The sequence below is a fragment of the Ruegeria sp. YKSF070 genome (assembly GCF_059612725.1).
The window spans coordinates 1-16892 of record NZ_JBXWRD010000044.1 but is presented as its reverse complement, the minus strand read 5'-3'; the positions used below and the strand labels follow the sequence as shown (position 1 = coordinate 16892).

The 16892-nt window shown below is 66.0% G+C and carries 18 protein-coding genes; 12 read left to right on the top strand and 6 right to left on the bottom strand.

Translation table 11 applies throughout. From position 1 onward, the window contains the following. Positions 1-14: 14 nt before the first annotated feature. Together AC2FL1_RS18320 and nadA are read right to left on the bottom strand one after the other, a co-directional pair. Positions 15-1565 (bottom strand): L-aspartate oxidase, encoded by a 1551-nt coding sequence (locus tag AC2FL1_RS18320; RefSeq protein WP_496877876.1) that lies wholly within the window; start codon positions 1563-1565, stop codon positions 15-17. A gap of 7 nt (positions 1566-1572) precedes the next feature. Next, positions 1573-2625 carry a quinolinate synthase NadA gene (nadA, locus tag AC2FL1_RS18315; protein ID WP_496825799.1) on the bottom strand — a complete coding sequence of 351 codons (1053 nt, stop codon included), beginning with the start codon at positions 2623-2625 and terminating at the stop codon, positions 1573-1575. 314 nt (positions 2626-2939) lie between these two features. Between nadA and AC2FL1_RS18310 the strand changes: the two genes are divergently transcribed. Further along, positions 2940-3485 (top strand): prolyl-tRNA synthetase associated domain-containing protein, encoded by a 546-nt coding sequence (locus tag AC2FL1_RS18310; protein WP_496877875.1) that lies wholly within the window; start codon positions 2940-2942, stop codon positions 3483-3485. A gap of 49 nt (positions 3486-3534) precedes the next feature. On the opposite strand, the gene AC2FL1_RS18305 is transcribed toward AC2FL1_RS18310, so the two are convergent. Next, on the bottom strand, positions 3535-4281 hold the full coding sequence (locus AC2FL1_RS18305) for an aspartate/glutamate racemase family protein (protein ID WP_496877874.1): 747 nt from the start codon (positions 4279-4281) through the stop codon (positions 3535-3537). 159 nt (positions 4282-4440) lie between these two features. Here AC2FL1_RS18305 and AC2FL1_RS18300 point away from each other — a divergent pair, with 159 nt between their 5' ends. Beyond that, on the top strand, positions 4441-5319 hold the full coding sequence (locus AC2FL1_RS18300; protein ID WP_496825793.1) for a LysR family transcriptional regulator: 879 nt from the start codon (positions 4441-4443) through the stop codon (positions 5317-5319). Further along, a complete protein-coding gene (locus AC2FL1_RS18295) occupies positions 5307-6206 on the top strand; it encodes a DMT family transporter (protein WP_496877873.1) in 900 nt (299 codons plus the stop codon). The genes AC2FL1_RS18300 and AC2FL1_RS18295 overlap by 13 nt, the downstream gene beginning before the upstream one ends. Positions 6207-6215: 9 nt before the next feature. Here the strand turns inward: AC2FL1_RS18295 and AC2FL1_RS18290 are convergent, their stop codons facing one another. Further along, positions 6216-6557: an ArsR/SmtB family transcription factor gene (locus tag AC2FL1_RS18290; protein WP_496877872.1), complete on the bottom strand. Its 342-nt coding sequence runs from the start codon at positions 6555-6557 to the stop codon at positions 6216-6218. 230 nt (positions 6558-6787) lie between these two features. On the opposite strand from AC2FL1_RS18290, the gene AC2FL1_RS18285 reads away from it, so the two are divergent. The 5 genes from AC2FL1_RS18285 to AC2FL1_RS18265 all read left to right on the top strand — a co-directional run bounded on the left by AC2FL1_RS18285 (position 6788) and on the right by AC2FL1_RS18265 (position 9416). After that, positions 6788-7132, top strand: coding sequence for an AtpZ/AtpI family protein (locus AC2FL1_RS18285; RefSeq protein ID WP_496877871.1), 345 nt, complete (start codon positions 6788-6790; stop codon positions 7130-7132). 65 nt (positions 7133-7197) lie between these two features. Continuing rightward, positions 7198-7905 carry a F0F1 ATP synthase subunit A gene (locus AC2FL1_RS18280; RefSeq protein WP_235776025.1) on the top strand — a complete coding sequence of 236 codons (708 nt, stop codon included), beginning with the start codon at positions 7198-7200 and terminating at the stop codon, positions 7903-7905. A 76-nt stretch (positions 7906-7981) separates the two neighbouring features. Further along, a complete protein-coding gene (locus AC2FL1_RS18275) occupies positions 7982-8206 on the top strand; it encodes a F0F1 ATP synthase subunit C (protein ID WP_011048925.1) in 225 nt (74 codons plus the stop codon). A gap of 86 nt (positions 8207-8292) precedes the next feature. Further along, entirely contained in the window at positions 8293-8838 is a 546-nt protein-coding gene (locus AC2FL1_RS18270) for a F0F1 ATP synthase subunit B' (protein WP_496825787.1), read from the top strand. A gap of 5 nt (positions 8839-8843) precedes the next feature. Continuing rightward, positions 8844-9416 carry a F0F1 ATP synthase subunit B gene (locus AC2FL1_RS18265; protein WP_496877870.1) on the top strand — a complete coding sequence of 191 codons (573 nt, stop codon included), beginning with the start codon at positions 8844-8846 and terminating at the stop codon, positions 9414-9416. A gap of 91 nt (positions 9417-9507) precedes the next feature. Here AC2FL1_RS18265 and AC2FL1_RS18260 read toward each other — a convergent pair whose 3' ends face one another. Beyond that, entirely contained in the window at positions 9508-10278 is a 771-nt protein-coding gene (locus tag AC2FL1_RS18260) for a FadR/GntR family transcriptional regulator (RefSeq protein WP_496825783.1), read from the bottom strand. A 153-nt stretch (positions 10279-10431) separates the two neighbouring features. Between AC2FL1_RS18260 and AC2FL1_RS18255 the strand changes: the two genes are divergently transcribed. The 4 genes from AC2FL1_RS18255 to AC2FL1_RS18240 all read left to right on the top strand — a co-directional run bounded on the left by AC2FL1_RS18255 (position 10432) and on the right by AC2FL1_RS18240 (position 16079). Continuing rightward, entirely contained in the window at positions 10432-11640 is a 1209-nt protein-coding gene (locus tag AC2FL1_RS18255; RefSeq protein ID WP_496877869.1) for an aminotransferase-like domain-containing protein, read from the top strand. A gap of 37 nt (positions 11641-11677) precedes the next feature. Next, positions 11678-12076: a hypothetical protein gene (locus AC2FL1_RS18250; protein ID WP_496825779.1), complete on the top strand. Its 399-nt coding sequence runs from the start codon at positions 11678-11680 to the stop codon at positions 12074-12076. A gap of 128 nt (positions 12077-12204) precedes the next feature. Next, the gene (locus AC2FL1_RS18245) at positions 12205-15660 is read left to right on the top strand and encodes a chromosome segregation SMC family protein (protein ID WP_496877868.1); all 3456 of its coding nucleotides are present in this window, start codon (positions 12205-12207) and stop codon (positions 15658-15660) included. A 104-nt stretch (positions 15661-15764) separates the two neighbouring features. Next, on the top strand, positions 15765-16079 hold the full coding sequence (locus AC2FL1_RS18240) for a hypothetical protein (RefSeq protein ID WP_496877867.1): 315 nt from the start codon (positions 15765-15767) through the stop codon (positions 16077-16079). Between the two features lie 9 nt (positions 16080-16088). Here the strand turns inward: AC2FL1_RS18240 and AC2FL1_RS18235 are convergent. Further along, positions 16089-16892, bottom strand: an 804-nt coding sequence (locus tag AC2FL1_RS18235) for a lytic murein transglycosylase (protein WP_496877866.1), incomplete at its 5' end; no start/stop codon positions are given.

Below are 16892 nucleotides of genomic sequence, written 5' to 3'. Positions count from 1 at the left end.
GGCGGGTCCTTGGGTCAAAGCGTGTTGCGCAGCGCCAGCGCCTGCTCCAGCGTCAGGTCCGAGCGCTGGCCGGGGCCGGGCGCGGCCTGCGGGAAATCGGTGCGGTAATGCGCGCCGCGGCTTTCCTGCCGCATCAGGGCGGCGGCGGCAATCATCGTGGCGGTGGCGGTCATGTTGGCAAGCGCGTCGCAAGGGGGATGCGCGGCCTCGATCTGCGCGATGGCGCGCAGGGCGCGGCGCAACCCGTCACCATCGCGGACCACGCCCACATGATCGGTCATGATCCGGCGGAGTTCGGCAACCGCCTGCGCATCGGGCGCATTACCGCCGGGGGCAAAGGTGATATCGACCCGCGCCGCAACGGTCTGGCGCACCTGCCGGGCGATGTCGCGGGCGCAGGCGCGGGCAAAGACCAGCGCCTCCAGCAGCCCGTTCGAGGCCAGCCGGTTGGCGCCATGCAACCCGGTCGAGGCGGCCTCGCCACAGACCCAGAGGCCCGGCAGGCTGCTTTTCCCATCTAGGTCGGCGGCCACGCCTCCCATATGGAAATGCGCTGCCGCCACCACCGGGATCGGGGCAGAGAGCGGGTCAAGTCCAGCCTCGGCACAGGCGCGGGCGACGGCGGGAAACAGGGTGGGCAGATGCGCGCCGATGGCCGCGCGGGTATCCAGCGCGGGGGCATTATCCGCCTGTGTTTGCAGATAGACGGCGCGGGCGACCACGTCGCGCGGCGCCAGTTCGCCGTCGGGATGCAGCGCGGACATGAAGCGCTGGCCATGCTGGTCGATCAGGATCGCGCCCTCGCCGCGCAGCGCCTCGGTCGCCAAGGGCGCGGGATCGGCGCCGGTGGCGATGGCGGTGGGGTGGAACTGTACAAATTCGGCATCGGCGATCCGCGCACCCGCGCGGGCGGCCATGCCCAGCGCCTGACCCCGGATGCGGGCGGGATTGGTGGTCTGGGCATAAAGCCCCGCCGCCCCGCCCGCCGCCAGCAGCACGGCGGGTGCGTGCAGGGTGACGGGGGCCGACCCCTCAGGCGCGGCCGAGGTGAGGCAGACGCCGGTGACCCGCCCGGCCTCGACCAGCAGGCGTGCGACCTGGGCGCCTTCGAGGACCTGGACCGACCGGGTCTGCCGCAACTCCGCGATCAGGGCGCGCATGATCTCGGCCCCGGCCTGATCGCCCTTGACCCGCACCACGCGGGCGGCTGAATGCGCCGCCTCGCGCGACATCACATAGCCGCCGTCGCGGGTGCGGTCGAAGGTGGTGCCCAGATCGGTGAGGTCGAGGATATGCGCGCGTGCGGCCCGGGTGACGTAATCGGCCACCTCTTGCAGCACCGTTCCCGCGCCTGCGCGCAGCGTGTCGCGCGCATGCGCCTCGGGCGTGTCGGCGGGGTCCATCGCGGCGGCCACGCCGCCCTGCGCCCAGGCCGAGCTGGCGCCATGGCCCAGCGGATCGGGCGAGATCATCAGCACCGGGTGGGGCGCCAGTTTCAGTGCCGCATAGATCGCGGCCAGCCCGGCGCCGATGATGACCACGCGGTCGGTGCGCAGGTCCTGCATCGGGGCCTCAGACCCCCAGTTGCCGGCTGAGGTCGATCATCCGCTGCACCGCCAGCCGCGCCCGTTGGGCGACGGTTGGGTCGACCTCGACCTGACCGGTCATGTTATCGAGCGCATAAAGCACCTTTTCCAACGTGATCTTCTTCATATAGGGGCACATGTTGCAGGGGCCGACAAAATCGACCTCGGGCAGGGCATCGGCGATGTTCGAGGCCATCGAACATTCGGTGATCAGCAGCGCCTTTTGTGGCATCTCCCGCGTGACATAGTCGATGATGCCGCTGGTCGAGCCCGAGAAATCGGCCTCGGCCACCACATCGGGGGGGCATTCGGGATGGGCGATCAGCCGGGTGCCAGGGTTCCATTCGCGGAAGTCGCGCAGGTCGCGGGCGCTGTATTGCTCGTGCACGATGCACGACCCCTCCCACCAGACCACGTTCTTTTGCGGTACCTGGGCTGCCACGTTCTGGGCCAGGTATTGGTCGGGGGTCATGATGATCGTGTGCTCGGGCAGGGCGGCCACGATCTGGGCGGCGTTGGAGGAGGTGCAGCAGATATCCGAGGCGGCCTTTACCTCGGCGGTGGTGTTCACATAGGACACAACCGGCGCGCCGGGATATTTCGCTCGCATCTGGGCGATGCCGTCGGCGGTGATGCTTTCGGCCAGCGAACAGCCCGCCTCCATATCGGGCATCAAGACGGTCTTGTCGGGGCTGAGGATCTTGGAGGTCTCCGCCATGAAATGCACGCCGCATTGCACGATCACATCGGCATCGGTGCGGGTGGCTTCGATCGCCAGTTGAAGGCTGTCGCCGACGAAATCGGAAATGCCGTGATAAATCTCCGGCGTCATGTAGTTGTGGCCCAGGATCACGGCGCCGCGTTCGGCCTTGAGCTGGTTGATGGCGCGGACATAGGGCGCATGGATGGCCCAGTCGGCGGGGGTGACCACACGCGCCATTCGGGCGTATTCCGCGCTCATCTCTGCGGCGAGTGTGGGCGATGGGGCAAGGTCATACTTGTCGGCGAGGCCGGCACGCATTGCGGGAAGGTCGAACACGGGGCGATAGGTCCTGCCAGTTGCGAGGGGGTGGCGTTGAAATAGGGGTATTTGACGCCGCTGGCCATAGGGGGTGATGGGAAGTTTTCCCGAAAGATAGCCGCTTGTTGGAACGTCGTGACTTTATCTTCATGGTTGTTTGTTTGCAAACAAACAGTAATTTTGATGTGTTGGGCTAAGGCTTGGAATTCTTTCCTCATTGAGTTCATTGGTGGGCGAACGACGCAACGCGCGGTGAACTGGTCGCGCCATGGGTTGCGAGGCAATTGGGTTCGCGGCAAGAGGGGTGGATTGACTTGTCAGGGAACCCTACCATGGACGCCTCTTCGGCCTATCAGGACACATTGCCCGTTTCCTCGGACGCGCTGCTTGGCCAGCTTGACGACTGGGGACTGGCCTATCGACTGTTTACCCATGTGCCGCTCAGAACGGTCGAAGACGCCAAGGCGGTCGAGGGGGAGCTGACCCGGCCCGGAGAACGGGCGTTCCGGATCAAGAATCTGTACCTGCGCGACAAGAAGAAGCGCAACTATCTGGTGACGCTGGAGCAGGATCGTGAGATCGACCTGAAGGCGCTGGGCGCGGTTCTGGGCGCGGGCAACCTGTCCTTTGGCTCGGCGGACCGGCTGTTGCAGAATCTGGGTATCTGGCCGGGTGCGGTCAGCCCGCTGGCGATGATCAACGGGGTTGGGCAGGGGGTCAGGCTGATGATGGATGCGGCGGTGCGCGAGGCCGAGGTGGTCTATATGCATCCGCTGGTCAATGATCGCACAATCGCGATGGCGCGCGCGGACCTGATGGCGTTTCTCGACCGCATCGGGTGCGAGGTGACCTGGCTGGACGGAGCCGAACGCGCCTGACGGCGCGTGCCTGCGGCGCGAGTATTTTCAACCAGAAAGAAGCAGGGGGTCAGACCTCGTCCGCCAGCGCCATGTCGAGGGCGGCGGCGACATGGGCAGCCGAGGGGTTGACGAAGAGATGCCCGCCGGCGCGAAAGGTGATGTCGTCCACATGGTCGGGAAAGGCCAGTGGCAGTTCGGTACAGGCCAGCAGGATCGCGGTGCCCGGTTCGGCGTGGCGGTCGCAAAAGGCCAGCAGGCGCGGGCGCGCGTTTTCCGAGACGCCTGCGTAAAGGTCTTCGTCGATCAGCGCCTGCATTTCGGCGATGTCCTCAAAGGGCAGGGCGGGGTTCGCCGTGATTCCCTCTGCGGCGAGCGCGCTGGCATAGTCGCCTGCCTGCATGGTGACGGAGGTGCCCAGAACCAGGGCCCGGGCGCAGCCGGTTTCGGCTGTGGCGCGTGCGGTGGCGTCATAGATCGACAGGACCGGCATCTCGACCCCCCGGCGGATCGCATGCAGCCGCGCATGTGGCGTGTTCGAGGCAATCACCGCGAAATCGCAGCCCGCCCCCTGAAGGGTCAGCAGGGCGTTGCGGAAGACCGCGTCGAAGTCGGCCCAGCTGGCCTCGTCCCCCGGGCGGCCACGCAGGGCGCGGGTCTGCGCCTGGGTGACGGATTCGATGGTCATCGGTGGAATCGGCAGCGGCGTTCCATGGCCACGCGCGGCAAAGAAGCGGCCGGCCCCCTGCGCAATGGCCCTGTAATAGTCGATGGTCGAGGGCCAGCCGACGCCGCCGAGTATGCCGATCTTCTTCATGGGGCCTCCGGGTTGGTGGGGTCTGGACAGGGTCGCGCGGGAGGCGCGAAATTGCCAGCACAAACCCTGCGAGGGAAGATTTGTGTTGCAGAGGCGAACGTAGCGCAGGAAAACTGTCGGTAATTGTTGAAATCTGCACAGTTTGAGGCCCTAAGCCGCATGGAGAATTGGGATGAGGTGCGGACCGCCTATCAGGTGGCACGCATGGGAACCGTCAGTGGTGCCGCCGAGGTGCTGGGTGTGCATCATGCCACCGTGATCCGCCATATCGACGCGATCGAGGCGCGGCTGGGCGTCAAGCTGTTCCAGCGCCACGCGCGCGGCTATACCCCGACCGAGGCGGGGCTGGACCTGCTCAGGGTGGCGCAGGCGACCGACGATCAGTTCAGTCAGCTTGTCGGGCGGCTCAAGGGTGTGGGCGACGATGTCTCGGGTGAGCTGGTGGTAACCTCATTGGAATCGCTGGCGCCGCTGGTGGTACCAGTGCTGGGGGCGTTCCAGCGCAAGCATTCGGGTCTGATTGTGCGATATCTGACCGGCGCGCGCCTGTTCCGGCTGGAATATGGCGAGGCGCATGTGGCGATCCGGGCCGGGCGGGTGCCCGACCAGCCCGACAACGTGGTGCAACCCTTTATCGATCAGGAGGTGGGGCTTTATGCCAGCCGGGGCTATGTGGCGCGGCGCGGGATGCTCAAGGGACCCGAGGACCTGAAAAACCACGAGTTTGTCGGCAGCGATGACGAGAACAGCCGGGCACCTTTCTATATCTGGCTGCGCCAGAACGTGCCGCCCGAGGCGATTTCGTTTCGTTGTTCCGATACCTACTCCGCCGGGCACGCGGTGCGGGCGGGGGCCGGGATCGGCTTTGTGTCGCGCTGGGCCGCCGCGCGCGACCCGGATCTGATCGAGATGCTCCCTGCAGAAGAGGAATGGTCGGGCAAGCTGTGGCTCGTGACCCATGTCGACCTGCATCGCACGCCCAAGGTGCAGAGCTTTCTGAAGTTCCTCAAGCAGGCCGCGCGCGAATGGGAGGTCTGAGTCCCGAGGGGCGGGGTCATCTGGCGATGCTCTGCTTTTCGGCGCTGGTGGCAGGCAGCTTCTCGCTTGGTTCGATGGTGGCCAACGAGATCGCTCCGGCGGCGCTGAACGCGGTGCGGTTCGGGATTGCCGCGGTGGTGATTGGCATCGCGGCGGCGGCTACGACCGGCATTCCGCGCGCGGCGTTACGGGCGCCTTGGCGCTATGCGCTGCTGGGCGGGCTGTTCGCCGCCTATTTCGTTCTGATGTTCGAGGGGCTGAAGACGGCACCGCCGGTCAGCGCGGCGGCTGTGTTCACCCTGACCCCGGTTCTGTCGGCGGTTGCGGGCTGGGTGCTGCTGCGGCAGGTCACCACGCCGCGCATGGCGCTGGCGCTCGCGATCGGGGCAGGAGGCGCGCTGTGGGTGATCTTTCGCGCCGACTGGGCCGCGCTCAAGGCATTTCAGATCGGACGGGGTGAGATCGCCTATTTCTGGGGCTGCGTGGCGCATGCGATCTATACGCCGATGGTGCGGCGGCTGAACCGGGGTGAGCCCGCGGTGGTGTTCACGCTGGGAATGCTGGTGGCGGGCTGTCTGCTGCTGACCCTTTATGGCTGGGGGAACCTGCGGTCGACCGATTGGGCGGCGCTGCCCCCCATCGTCTGGATCGGGCTCTTGTATGTGTCGATCTGCGCCAGCGCGATGACATTTGTGCTGCTGCAATTCGCCACCCTGCGACTGCCCTCGGCCAAGGTGATGGCCTATACCTACCTGACCCCGACCTGGGTGATCTGCTGGGAGATCGCGCTGGGCAATGGCGCGCCGGGCGGACTGGTGCTGGTGGGGATCGCTATGACGGTGGTGGCGCTGGTCATGCTGTTGGAAACACCGACGCGGCGGGGATAGCCGGGCGGCTCATCCGCCCGGTTGGGCGTCTTCGCCCAGTTCCGTCGCAAGAAAGCGCTCGAACGCATCCAGATTGACCGGCTCGAACTGACCGAACCCCTGCATCCAGACCGAGGCCTGCCGCAGCGCGTCTGGTTCCAGCTTGCACCATTTCACCCGGCCGCGTTTTTCTTGCGTGATCAGCCCGGCGCGGGTGAGGATGGTCAGATGCTTTGACACCGCCGCAAGCGACATCTCGAACGGTTCGGCCACATCGGTCACGGCCATGTCATCCTCGAGCAGCATCGCGAGGATCGCGCGCCTTGTGGGGTCGGCAAGCGCCGAAAAGACATCGTCGAGCGGGTCTGACATGATCTGGCAGAACCATATGCGGCGTGGATCGTCAACCGTTTGGTTGAATATACATTTCTGGCGGTTTTGGTCCCGGACTTGCCTGCGGCGCATTTGCACCCTGTTTTGGAGGGTGATAAATGCATTTTTATTTCAATGGGTTGGGTTTGGAATTGCTGAGGTGACAGAGGCGTTGACTCTGTGCCCCGGCCCCCTTAGCACATGCCCAAGACTGCGTAGGGGTGCCGCCCGTGACCGAAGACGACCAAAAGCAGCGATTGACGCAGCTTGAGGCGCGGATCGAAGCGGCCAAGAAGGCCCGCGAAACCGGCACCAAACGCGCGGATGCAAGCCATGCCCAAGGCGAATTGGCCTGGCGAATGGTGATCGAGATGGTTTCCGGTCTGGGGATCGGTTTTGGCATCGGGTACGGGCTGGACAGCCTGTTCGGGACGATCCCGATATTCCTGGTGCTGTTCACATTGCTGGGTCTTGGCGCCGGGGTGAATGTCATGCTCCGCAGCGCGCGCGAGATCCAGGCGAAGACAGAGGCCGAAGCCGCGCAGGCAGCGGTCGAGAGAGACGAGAGGGACTAGACGTGGCAAGCGAAGCACAGGCCGCAGACAAGGCAGCAGAGGGTGGTAGCCTGGTCTTCCACCCGATGGATCAGTTCATCGTCAAGCCGCTGTTTGGCGACGGCGCGGTGGGCATGTTCACCATCACCAACTCGACCCTGTGGATGGGTCTGGCGGTGCTGGCGATCATCGGTCTCTTGGTGCTGAGCACCTCGAAGCGCGCCATCGTTCCGGGCCGCATGCAGTCGATCGCGGAACTGGCCTATGGTTTCATCTACAAGATGGTCGAGGACATCTGCGGCAAGGACGGGGTGAAATATTTCCCCTATGTCATGACCCTGTTCATGTTCATCGTGACCGCCAACTTCCTGGGCCTGCTGCCCAAGTCGTTCACCACCACCTCGCATTTCGCGGTGACCATGGTGCTGGCGCTGGCGGTGTTCCTGACCGTGACCATCCTGGGCTTCGTTAAGAACGGCGCCGGGTTCCTGAGCCTGTTCTGGGTGTCGAGCGCGCCGCTGGCCTTGCGCCCGATTCTGGCGATCATCGAACTGATTTCCTACTTCGTGCGCCCCGTCAGCCACTCCATCCGTCTTGCCGGCAACGTCATGGCAGGCCACGCGGTGATCAAGGTTTTCGCAGGCTTTGCTGCCATCGCCGCGATCAGCCCGGTTTCGGTTCTGGCGATCACCGCCATGTACGGTCTCGAGGTGCTGGTGGCCTTTATCCAGGCCTATGTGTTCACCATCCTGACCTGCGTCTACCTCAAGGACGCGCTGCACCCGCATCACTAATCTCAGCGGCGGGCCCGTGCCCGCCCTGTGTATCCAACACCCTGACATTCAACTTCCAATCGTAAGGAGACACATCATGGAAGGCGATCTCGCACATATCGGCGCAGGCCTGGCAGCAATCGGTTCCGGCGCAGCCGCAATCGGTGTGGGCAACGTGGCCGGCAACTTCCTGGCCGGCGCCCTGCGCAACCCCTCGGCCGCCGCGTCGCAAACCGCGACCCTGTTCATCGGCATCGCATTCGCAGAAGCCCTGGGGATCTTCGCGTTCCTCGTCGCTCTGCTGCTGATGTTCGCCGTCTAATTCGCGGAACCTGATCCTTACGCGCAGGTGGGCCCAGGCCATAGCGGCCCACCTGTTGTAAAGACAACGTTCCGACGGAGGACAACATGGCGACTGAAACAACCGGAGCTGTCAGCACCTGCGTCGATTCCCATGGCTCTGCCATCGGCATGCCGCAGCTGTGTTTCGACTGGTTCCCGAACCAGATCTTCTGGCTTGTCATCACGCTGGTCGTCGTCTTTCTGGTCCTGTCGCGCGTGGCCCTGCCGCGTATCGCGGCGATCTTGGCCGAGCGTCAGGGGACCATCACAAACGACCTCGCCGCTGCAGAAGACCTGAAAGCCAAGGCCGCCGCAGCGGAAGAAGCCTATATCAAGGCGCTTGCCGATGCCCGCGCCGAGGCACAGCGTATCGCCGCCGAGGCCCGTGCCGAAATTCAGGCAGGCCTGAACGACGCCATCGCCAAGGCCGATGCCGAGATTGCCGCCAAGGCCGCTGAATCGGAGAAGGTGATTGCCGGTATCCGTGCCGGTGCGCTGGAAAGTATCGAAGCGGTTGCCAAGGATACCGCCGAGGCACTGGTCGATGCGCTGGGTGGCAAGGCCGACGTGGCCTCTGTTGCCGGTGCCGTCGAGCAGCGGATGAAAGGATAAGAGACATGCGTAACATTCTCGTCCCTGTCCTGAGCCTTGTCCTGATCGCTGGTATCGCCAGCCCGGCACTTGCAGCGAGCGGCCCGTTCTTCTCGCTGAAGAACACCGATTTCGTGGTGACCATTGCGTTCCTCGTCTTTGTCGCGGTCCTGTTCTACTTCAAAGTGCCGTCGATGATCGGCGGGGCGCTGGACAAGCGCGCCGAAGGCATCCAGTCGGACCTGGACGAAGCACGTAAGCTGCGTGAAGAAGCGCAAAGCCTCTTGGCCTCCTTCGAGCGCAAGCAGAAGGAAATGCAGGGCCAGGCCGATGCCATCGTGGCTGCGGCCAAGGACGAAGCAGAGCGTGCAGCGGAGCAGGCGAAGGTGGATCTGCAGGCGTCGATCGCCCGCCGTTTGGCCGCCGCCCAGGACCAGATCGCCTCGGCCGAGGCGGCAGCGGTCAAGGACGTGCGCGACCGGGCCATCGCTATCGCGGTTGCCGCTGCCGGCGATGTGATCGCCAGCAGCATGACTGCGACCGAGGCCAACAAGCTGATCGATGCCGGCATTGCCGATGCGGGTGCCAAGCTGCACTGACGTCAACAGCATATACCGATCTGGAAAACCCGGCCGATGGTCGGGTTTTTCGTTTCCAAAGATGTTGTCAGGGTAGTTGTCGGGGCGCAGTTCAGCTACGCCCGGCCTCATGTTCCAGCCGTTGCCGGGCGATGGCCTCGTTGCGTTCGGCCTTTTCCTGATCGGCCAGACATTGCTCGACATAGCTCAGATGGTCGGACACGGCGGCGCGGGCACCTGCCGGGTCGCGCTCTTGCAAGGCTGCGTTGATGGCGCGGTGCTGGTCCAGGATCGCCTCGCGCGTGGTACGCTGGTGGAACATGATCTTGCGGTTATAGAACACGCCCTGCCGCAGCAGGTCGAACATCGAGCGCAGCATATGCAGCATCACCACGTTGTGGCTGGCCTCGATGATCGCCATGTGAAACTCGGCATCCAACCGGGCCTCGTCCTCGCTCCTTCCGCGTTTATGCGCCTCGACCATCTTGTCAAAGATTGCCTGGATCACCTTGAGGTCGCTTTCCGAGCCTAGCCGCGCCGCGCGTTCGGCGGCCAGCCCCTCGATATCGCGGCGGAACGAGAGATAGTCGAACATCGCCTCTTCATGCGAGGCGAACAGTCGGGTCAGCGCGGGCGAGAAGGCATTGCCCAGAACCTCGGCCACAAAGATGCCCGAACCCGCGCGCGACACCAGCAGACCTTGTTCCTGCAATTCGGCCACCGCGTCGCGCAGCGAGGGTCGCGACACGCCCAGCCGCTCGGCCAGGTCACGTTCGGCGGGCAGCCGTTCGCCGGGGCGCAGGATACCTTGCAGGATCAGCATCTCGATCTGGCGCACGACCGAGGTCGACAGTTTTTCGGGTTGGACTTTCTGGAATGGCATATGCGGGCGGGGCCTCTGAATGTGGTCAAAACATATGACCGGGCGCGGCGGGACGCAACAGGGCGCGTTCACGTCCTCTGTAACATTGGTCAGAATTGTTGACTTAAATTTCCCGCTTTCTAGTCTCGCGCTGATCACAGGGAGGACCGGGGTATGAGTCTGGAAGAAATCTTTGCCACGCGGGCGGGGCGGCTGAAGGCATCGGAAATCCGCGAGTTGCTGAAACTGCTCGACCAGCCCGATATCCTGTCCTTTGCCGGAGGAATCCCCGATCCGGCGCTGTTCCCGGCCGAGGCCTTTGCAAATGCCTTTGCCGAGGCGCTGACACCTGCACACCAGGCGCAGGCGCTGCAATACTCGGTGAGCGAGGGGTACCTGCCGCTGCGCCGCTGGCTGGCCGATCATATGGGTACGCTGGGCGTGCCCTGCGGCGCCGACAACATCCTGGTCACCTCGGGTTCGCAGCAGGCGCTCGATTATCTGGGCAAGCTGTTCCTGTCGCCCGGCGATACCGCGCTGGTGGGCTGGCCCACCTATCTGGGCGCGCTGGCGGCGTTCAACGCCTATGAACCGGCCTATGATCGGCTGCACATCAACACCAACCGCGCGCCCGAAGATTACCGCGCCTCGGCCGAGGCTGCCGGTGGACGGGTCAAGATGGCCTATCTCTCGGCCGATTTCGCCAACCCGACGGGCGAAACGGTGGATAAGGCCGGGCGCGAACGGCTGCTGGACTTGGCAGAGACGCTGGACTGCGCGGTGATCGAGGACGCGGCCTATCAGGCGCTGCGCTATGATGGTGCGCCGGTGCCGCCGATCCTGGCGCTTGAGATTGCGCGCAAGGGTTCTATCGAAGCCTGCCGGACGCTCTATTGCGGGTCCTTCTCCAAGACGCTTTCGCCCGGCCTTCGCGTGGGGTGGGTGGTGGCGCCGCAGGCGGTGATCCGGCAGTTGGTGCTGATGAAACAGGCCGCCGACCTGCATTCCTCGACCATCAACCAGATCGCCATTCATCGGGTGGCCGAAACCCTGTTCGACAGCCATGTCGCCAGCCTGCGCGCCACCTATCGCCGCCGCCGCGACGCGATGCTGGCGGCGCTGGCCCGACACATGCCCGAGGGCGTCGACTGGACCCGCCCCGAGGGCGGCATGTTCGTCTGGTTGACCCTGCCCCTGGGCATGGACGGGGCCGCGCTGCTGGCCCGGTCGCTGGACACGGTACGGGTGGCCTTTGTGCCCGGGCGCGCGTTCTTTGCCGATGGGTCGGGCGCCAATACGCTGCGCCTCAGCTTCTCCTGCGCCTCCGAGGAGATGATCGAAGAGGGGATGGCCCGGCTGGGCAAGTTGTTGCGCACCGGGTGAAACCCTCTGTTAACCGGAAATGATGCAGAGTGCGGCCATGCTCCGCCTGCTCTCTCTCATCGTGTTGCTGGCCGGTTGCGGCGGCCCCGGGCGAGAGTTCCGGGGCCTGCCTGCGACCCGTGTCGATGTGGGCGGCAGCGTGTTCGACGTGCGGGTGCGCGGCAATCTGGCCGAGGCGATCCGCGTCAACCCGCAATACGCCCCCCGCTTTGGCCCGATCCGCGAGCGGGCCGGCTTTGCCATGGCGCAGGTCTCGGGCTGCCGGGTGGTTGGTGTGCTGGGCGATCAGGCTGTGGCGACCGGCGTCCTCAGCTGCGACGGGCGCCCGGCCAACTGGGCGCTGCCCGCGACGATGTTGCGGTTCGACTGTTTCGAGGTGGACAGCTGGACCAGCGGTGACACCGAGTATACCGATTTCGAATGCACGCCCTATTAGGCCGGAGATCGCCATATATTGGGGATAACTCTGCCCAGCCCTCCAGATGATGGGGGTGAGGCGTTGACAGGCGGCAAGCGGCCCGGGCAGGCTGTCGGGACACTGGAATCACCGAAAGCCGCCCGCACTTGCGTTTCAACAGGCTCAAACTGACCGGCTTCAAAAGCTTTGTTGACCCGACCGATCTGATCATCGCGGACGGGCTGACCGGTATTGTGGGCCCCAATGGCTGCGGCAAGTCCAACCTGCTCGAGGCGCTGCGCTGGGTGATGGGCGAGAACCGCCCCAAGGCGATGCGCGGCGGCGGCATGGAGGACGTGATCTTTGCGGGTGCCTCCTCGCGCCCGGCGCGTAACTTTGCCGAGGTCACACTATTGCTGGACAACTCCGAGCGGTTGGCGCCCTCGGGGTTCAACGATGCCGACCAGTTGGAAATCGTGCGCCGCATCACCCGCGATGTGGGCAGCGCCTACAAGGCCAATGGCAAGGATGTGCGCGCCCGTGACATCCAGATCCTGTTTGCCGATGCCTCGACCGGGGCGCATTCCCCGGCGCTGGTGCGGCAGGGTCAGATCGCCGAGCTGATCAACGCCAAACCCACATCGCGCCGCCGCATCCTGGAAGAGGCGGCGGGGATTTCGGGCCTCTATCAGCGGCGGCACGAGGCCGAGCTGAAGCTGAAAGGCACCGAGACCAACCTGACCCGCGTTGACGATGTGCTGGAACAGCTGGGCACCCAGCTGGCGCAACTGGCGCGGCAGGCCCGGCAGGCGGCGCGCTATCGCGAGATCGGGGAACAGCTGCGGCTGGCCGAAGGGCAGCTGCTCTATCGCCGCTGGCGCGATGCCGACGAGGCGCGCGCGAAGGCCGAAGAAGTGTTGCGTCACCGCACCCTCGATGCCTCTCGTGCCGAGGCGGCCGCGCGTCAGGCCGAAGCGCTGCGCGCCGAGACCGAGGCGGCGCTGCCCCCCTTGCGTGAGGAAGAGGCGATCGCCGGTGCCGTGCTCCAGCGCATGCATGTGCAGCGCGACACGCTCAACGATCAGGAGCAGCGCGCCCGCCAGCAGATCGAGGTTCTGACCGCGCGCATCGCCCAGCTGGGCCGCGATATCGAGCGAGAGACCGGGCTGAACCGCGACGCGGGCGACACGATCGAGCGGTTGGAATGGGAGGCGCGCGAACTGTCCAAGGCCGGGGCCGGCCATGCCGACCGGCTGGCCGAGGCGGCGGAACTGGCCCGCGAGGCGGCCGCTGTCCTGCAAGAGCGCGAGGATCATCTGAGCCAGGTGACCGAGGATGTGGCGCGACTGGCCGCCCGCCACCAGTCGGCGCAGCGCCTGGTCGAGGACAGCCGCAAGACACTGGCCCGCTCCGAGGCCGAGGAGACCCGCGCCCAGGGCGCGGTCGCGGAGGCCCACGCGGCGCTGGAGCGCGCAGGCGAGGCCTATGAGAGCGCCGAGAGTGCTGCCGAAGAGGCTGTCGAAGCCGCCGAGGCCGCCGAAGAGGCGCTGGCCGCCGCTGACGAGCTGCGTGGCGAGACCCAGGCGCGCGAGGCCGAGGCCCGCGCGCAGCTGTCCGAGGCGGAGGGCGAGCTGGGTGCCATCCGCGCCGAAACCGGCGCGCTGGCCAAGCTGGTCGAGCGTGACACCGCCGAGGGCGGGCATGTGCTCGACCTGATGCGGGTTGAGCCGGGCTATGAAAAGGCGCTGGGCGCGGCGCTGGCCGATGACCTGCGCGCACCGCTGGTCGAGGGCGAGGGGCCCTCGGGCTGGCTTGACCTGCCCGATTACACGCAGGGCCAACCGCTGCCCGAAGGCGCCGACCCGCTGGCGCGGCATGTGTCCGGGCCCGACCGGCTGAGCCGCCGCATCGCGCAGATCGGTCTGGTCGATATCGCCACCGGCGCCCGCCTGCAAGCGGCTCTGAAACCCGGTCAGCGGCTGGTCAGTCTCGAGGGCGATCTGTGGCGCTGGGACGGGTTCCGCGCTTGGGCGCAGGACGCCCCCAGCGCGGCGGCGATGCGGCTGGAACAGCTCAACCGGTTGGAGGCGTTGAAGCAGGAACTGGCCCAGGTCAGCGCTCGGGCCGAAGGCGCGCGCGCCGCCCATGACCGCCTGTCGCAGCGCCTGCGCGAGGTGACCGAGGCCGACCGTCAGGCCCGTGAGGCCCGCCGTGCCGCCGATCAGCGCATGGCCGATGCCGCCCGCGCCCAAAGCCGGGCCGAGGCCGAGCGCAACCTGGCCCAGGGGCGTTTGGAAACGTTGGGCCTGGCCGTCACCCGCCACAAGGAAGACGCGATGGCCGCCCGCGCGCAGCTGCGCGAGGCTGAGGCCGGGCTGGCTGATCTGGGCGATCTCGACACCGCCCGCGCTTCGGTCGAGGATATCCGCCACACGGTCGAGGCGGCGCGGATCACCATGCTGACCCACCGCTCGACCCATGACGAGGTGCGCCGCGAGGGCGAGGCCCGCACCAAGCGCAGCCAGGAGGTCACCAAGGACCTCAGCGGCTGGCGCCACCGGTTGGAAACCGCGGGCAAGCGCATTGCCGAGCTGGAAGAACGCAAGGTCGCCTCGGAGGAAGAACTGACCGAAGCGATGCAGGTGCCCGGCGAGATTGCCGAAGCGCGTGAGGACCTGGCGGAGCAAACTGAAACGGCCGAGGCTCGCAGGGCCGAGGCCGCGGATCGGCTCGCCTCAGGCGAGACGAAACACCGCGAGGCGGCCCTGGCCGAGCGCGAGGCGGCGCGTCTGGCGTCCGAGGCCCGCGAGGGCCGGGCAGCCGCCGAGGCCCGGGCCGAGGCCGCCCGCGAGACCATGCAGGCCGCCGCCGAACGCATCGCCGAGGAACAGCAACTGACCCCGAACCAGCTGTTGGCGAAGCTGGCGGTTGAGCCGGACGCCATGCCCGACAGTGACGCGCTTGAGGCCGAGGTCAACCGTCACAAACGCCAGCGCGACGCCATGGGCGCGGTCAACCTGCGCGCCGAAGAGGACGCGCGCGAGGTGCAGGAAGAATTCGACTCGCTGTCCAAGGAAAAGGGCGATCTGGAAGAGGCGGTCAAGACCTTGCGCAGCGGCATCGCCAGCCTCAACCGCGAGGGGCGCGAGCGCTTGCTCACTGCATTTGAGCAGGTCAATTCGAACTTTGCCATGCTGTTCCGCCACCTGTTTGGCGGCGGCGAGGCCAATCTGGTCATGGTCGAAAGCGACGATCCGCTGGATGCGGGGCTGGAGATCATGTGCCAGCCGCCGGGCAAGAAACTGTCGACCCTGTCGCTCTTGTCGGGGGGCGAGCAGACGCTGACCGCTATGGCGCTGATCTTTGCGGTCTTCCTGGCCAACCCGGCGCCGATCTGCGTGCTCGACGAGGTCGACGCGCCGCTTGACGATGCCAACGTGACCCGGTTCTGCGATCTGCTGGACGAGATGTGCCGCCAGACAGACACGCGGTTCCTGATCATCACCCACCACGCGGTGACCATGGCGCGGATGGACCGGCTGTTCGGCGTCACCATGCAGGAGAAGGGCGTCAGCCAGCTGGTCTCGGTCGACCTCAAGAAGGCCGAGGCGCTGGTCGCCTGATCCGCCTCACCGCAACGTGACTGGGGGCGCAGGGGCTGCCGGACTAGGTTTGACCCATGATCCTGCGCCTTGCCCTTGCCTGCACCCTTTTCACGACCCCGTTGATGGCCACCGAATGGCGCCTGAAAGAGGGTGACCGCCCCCTGAATGCTGCGGAGCTACAGGCGCTGGCCGGGCGCACGCTGACCTTCTACGACGATGGCCGCTCGACCTATTCTGCGGGGGGCTCGTTTTCCTACACCTATTCCCCGGCCAATGGTGGCGGAACTGCGTTCGGGACCTATCACATCGCCGAGGATGGCAGCATCTGCACTCTGTTCCGCAACGGCCTCAGCCGCTGTGACCTCTACGTCCTGAACGGCACCCGGCTGCTGCTGATCACCGAAGCGGGCGAGCGGTATCCGGTCCGGCCAGAGTGAGGCGGGCCCTCACAACAGGTTGAGCAGCTCTGCCGTGGGCCAGGCGTCGGCGGGCAGGCCCAGCCGGGCCTGTTCGGCCTGTACGGCTGCGCGTGTGCCTGCGCCCAGGATACCGTCGATCTTGCCCACGTCATGGCCGCGCGCCTGCAACTTCTGTTGCAGCGCTTTCATTCCCGCGCCGTCCAGCCCGGGCGCGGGATTGCCGGCGTCATAGACCTGCCCGCCCTCCAGCCTTGTGCCGAAATAGGCCGCCGTCAGCACATAGACAAAGCTCTGGTTCCATTCGAAATAGACGTCGAAATTGGGATAGGCGAGAAAGGCCGGCCCCTTGTGGCCCTGCGGCAGGATCAGCGAGGCAGGCAGATCGGCTAGGTCGCCCGCGCGTGGGCGCACGCCCATGGCCTGCCAGTCCGCCGTGTTACGCGGCTTGCCCGGCCCGCTCAGCGACCAGTCCATCCGGGCGGGGAGGGTGACCTCTTGCAGCCAGGGCTCGTTCGGACGCCAGCCCAGATGCGACAGCATCCGCGCGCCCGACATCAGCGCATCGGGGGCCGAGGTCTTGAGGGTCACATGCCCGTCGCCATCGCCGTCGACGCCGTTTTCAAGGATATCGCGCGGCAGCATCTGCACCATGCCGATCTCGCCCGCCCAGGCGCCGGTGGTGCGGGCGGGGTCGAAATCGCCATGGCTGTAAAGCTCGATTGCGGCGAATATCTGCGGCCGGAACAGCTCGGGCCGGCGGCAGTCATGCGCCAGCGTGACCAGCGCATTGCGGGTGTTGAAATCGCCCTGATAGCCGCCAAAATCGGTCTC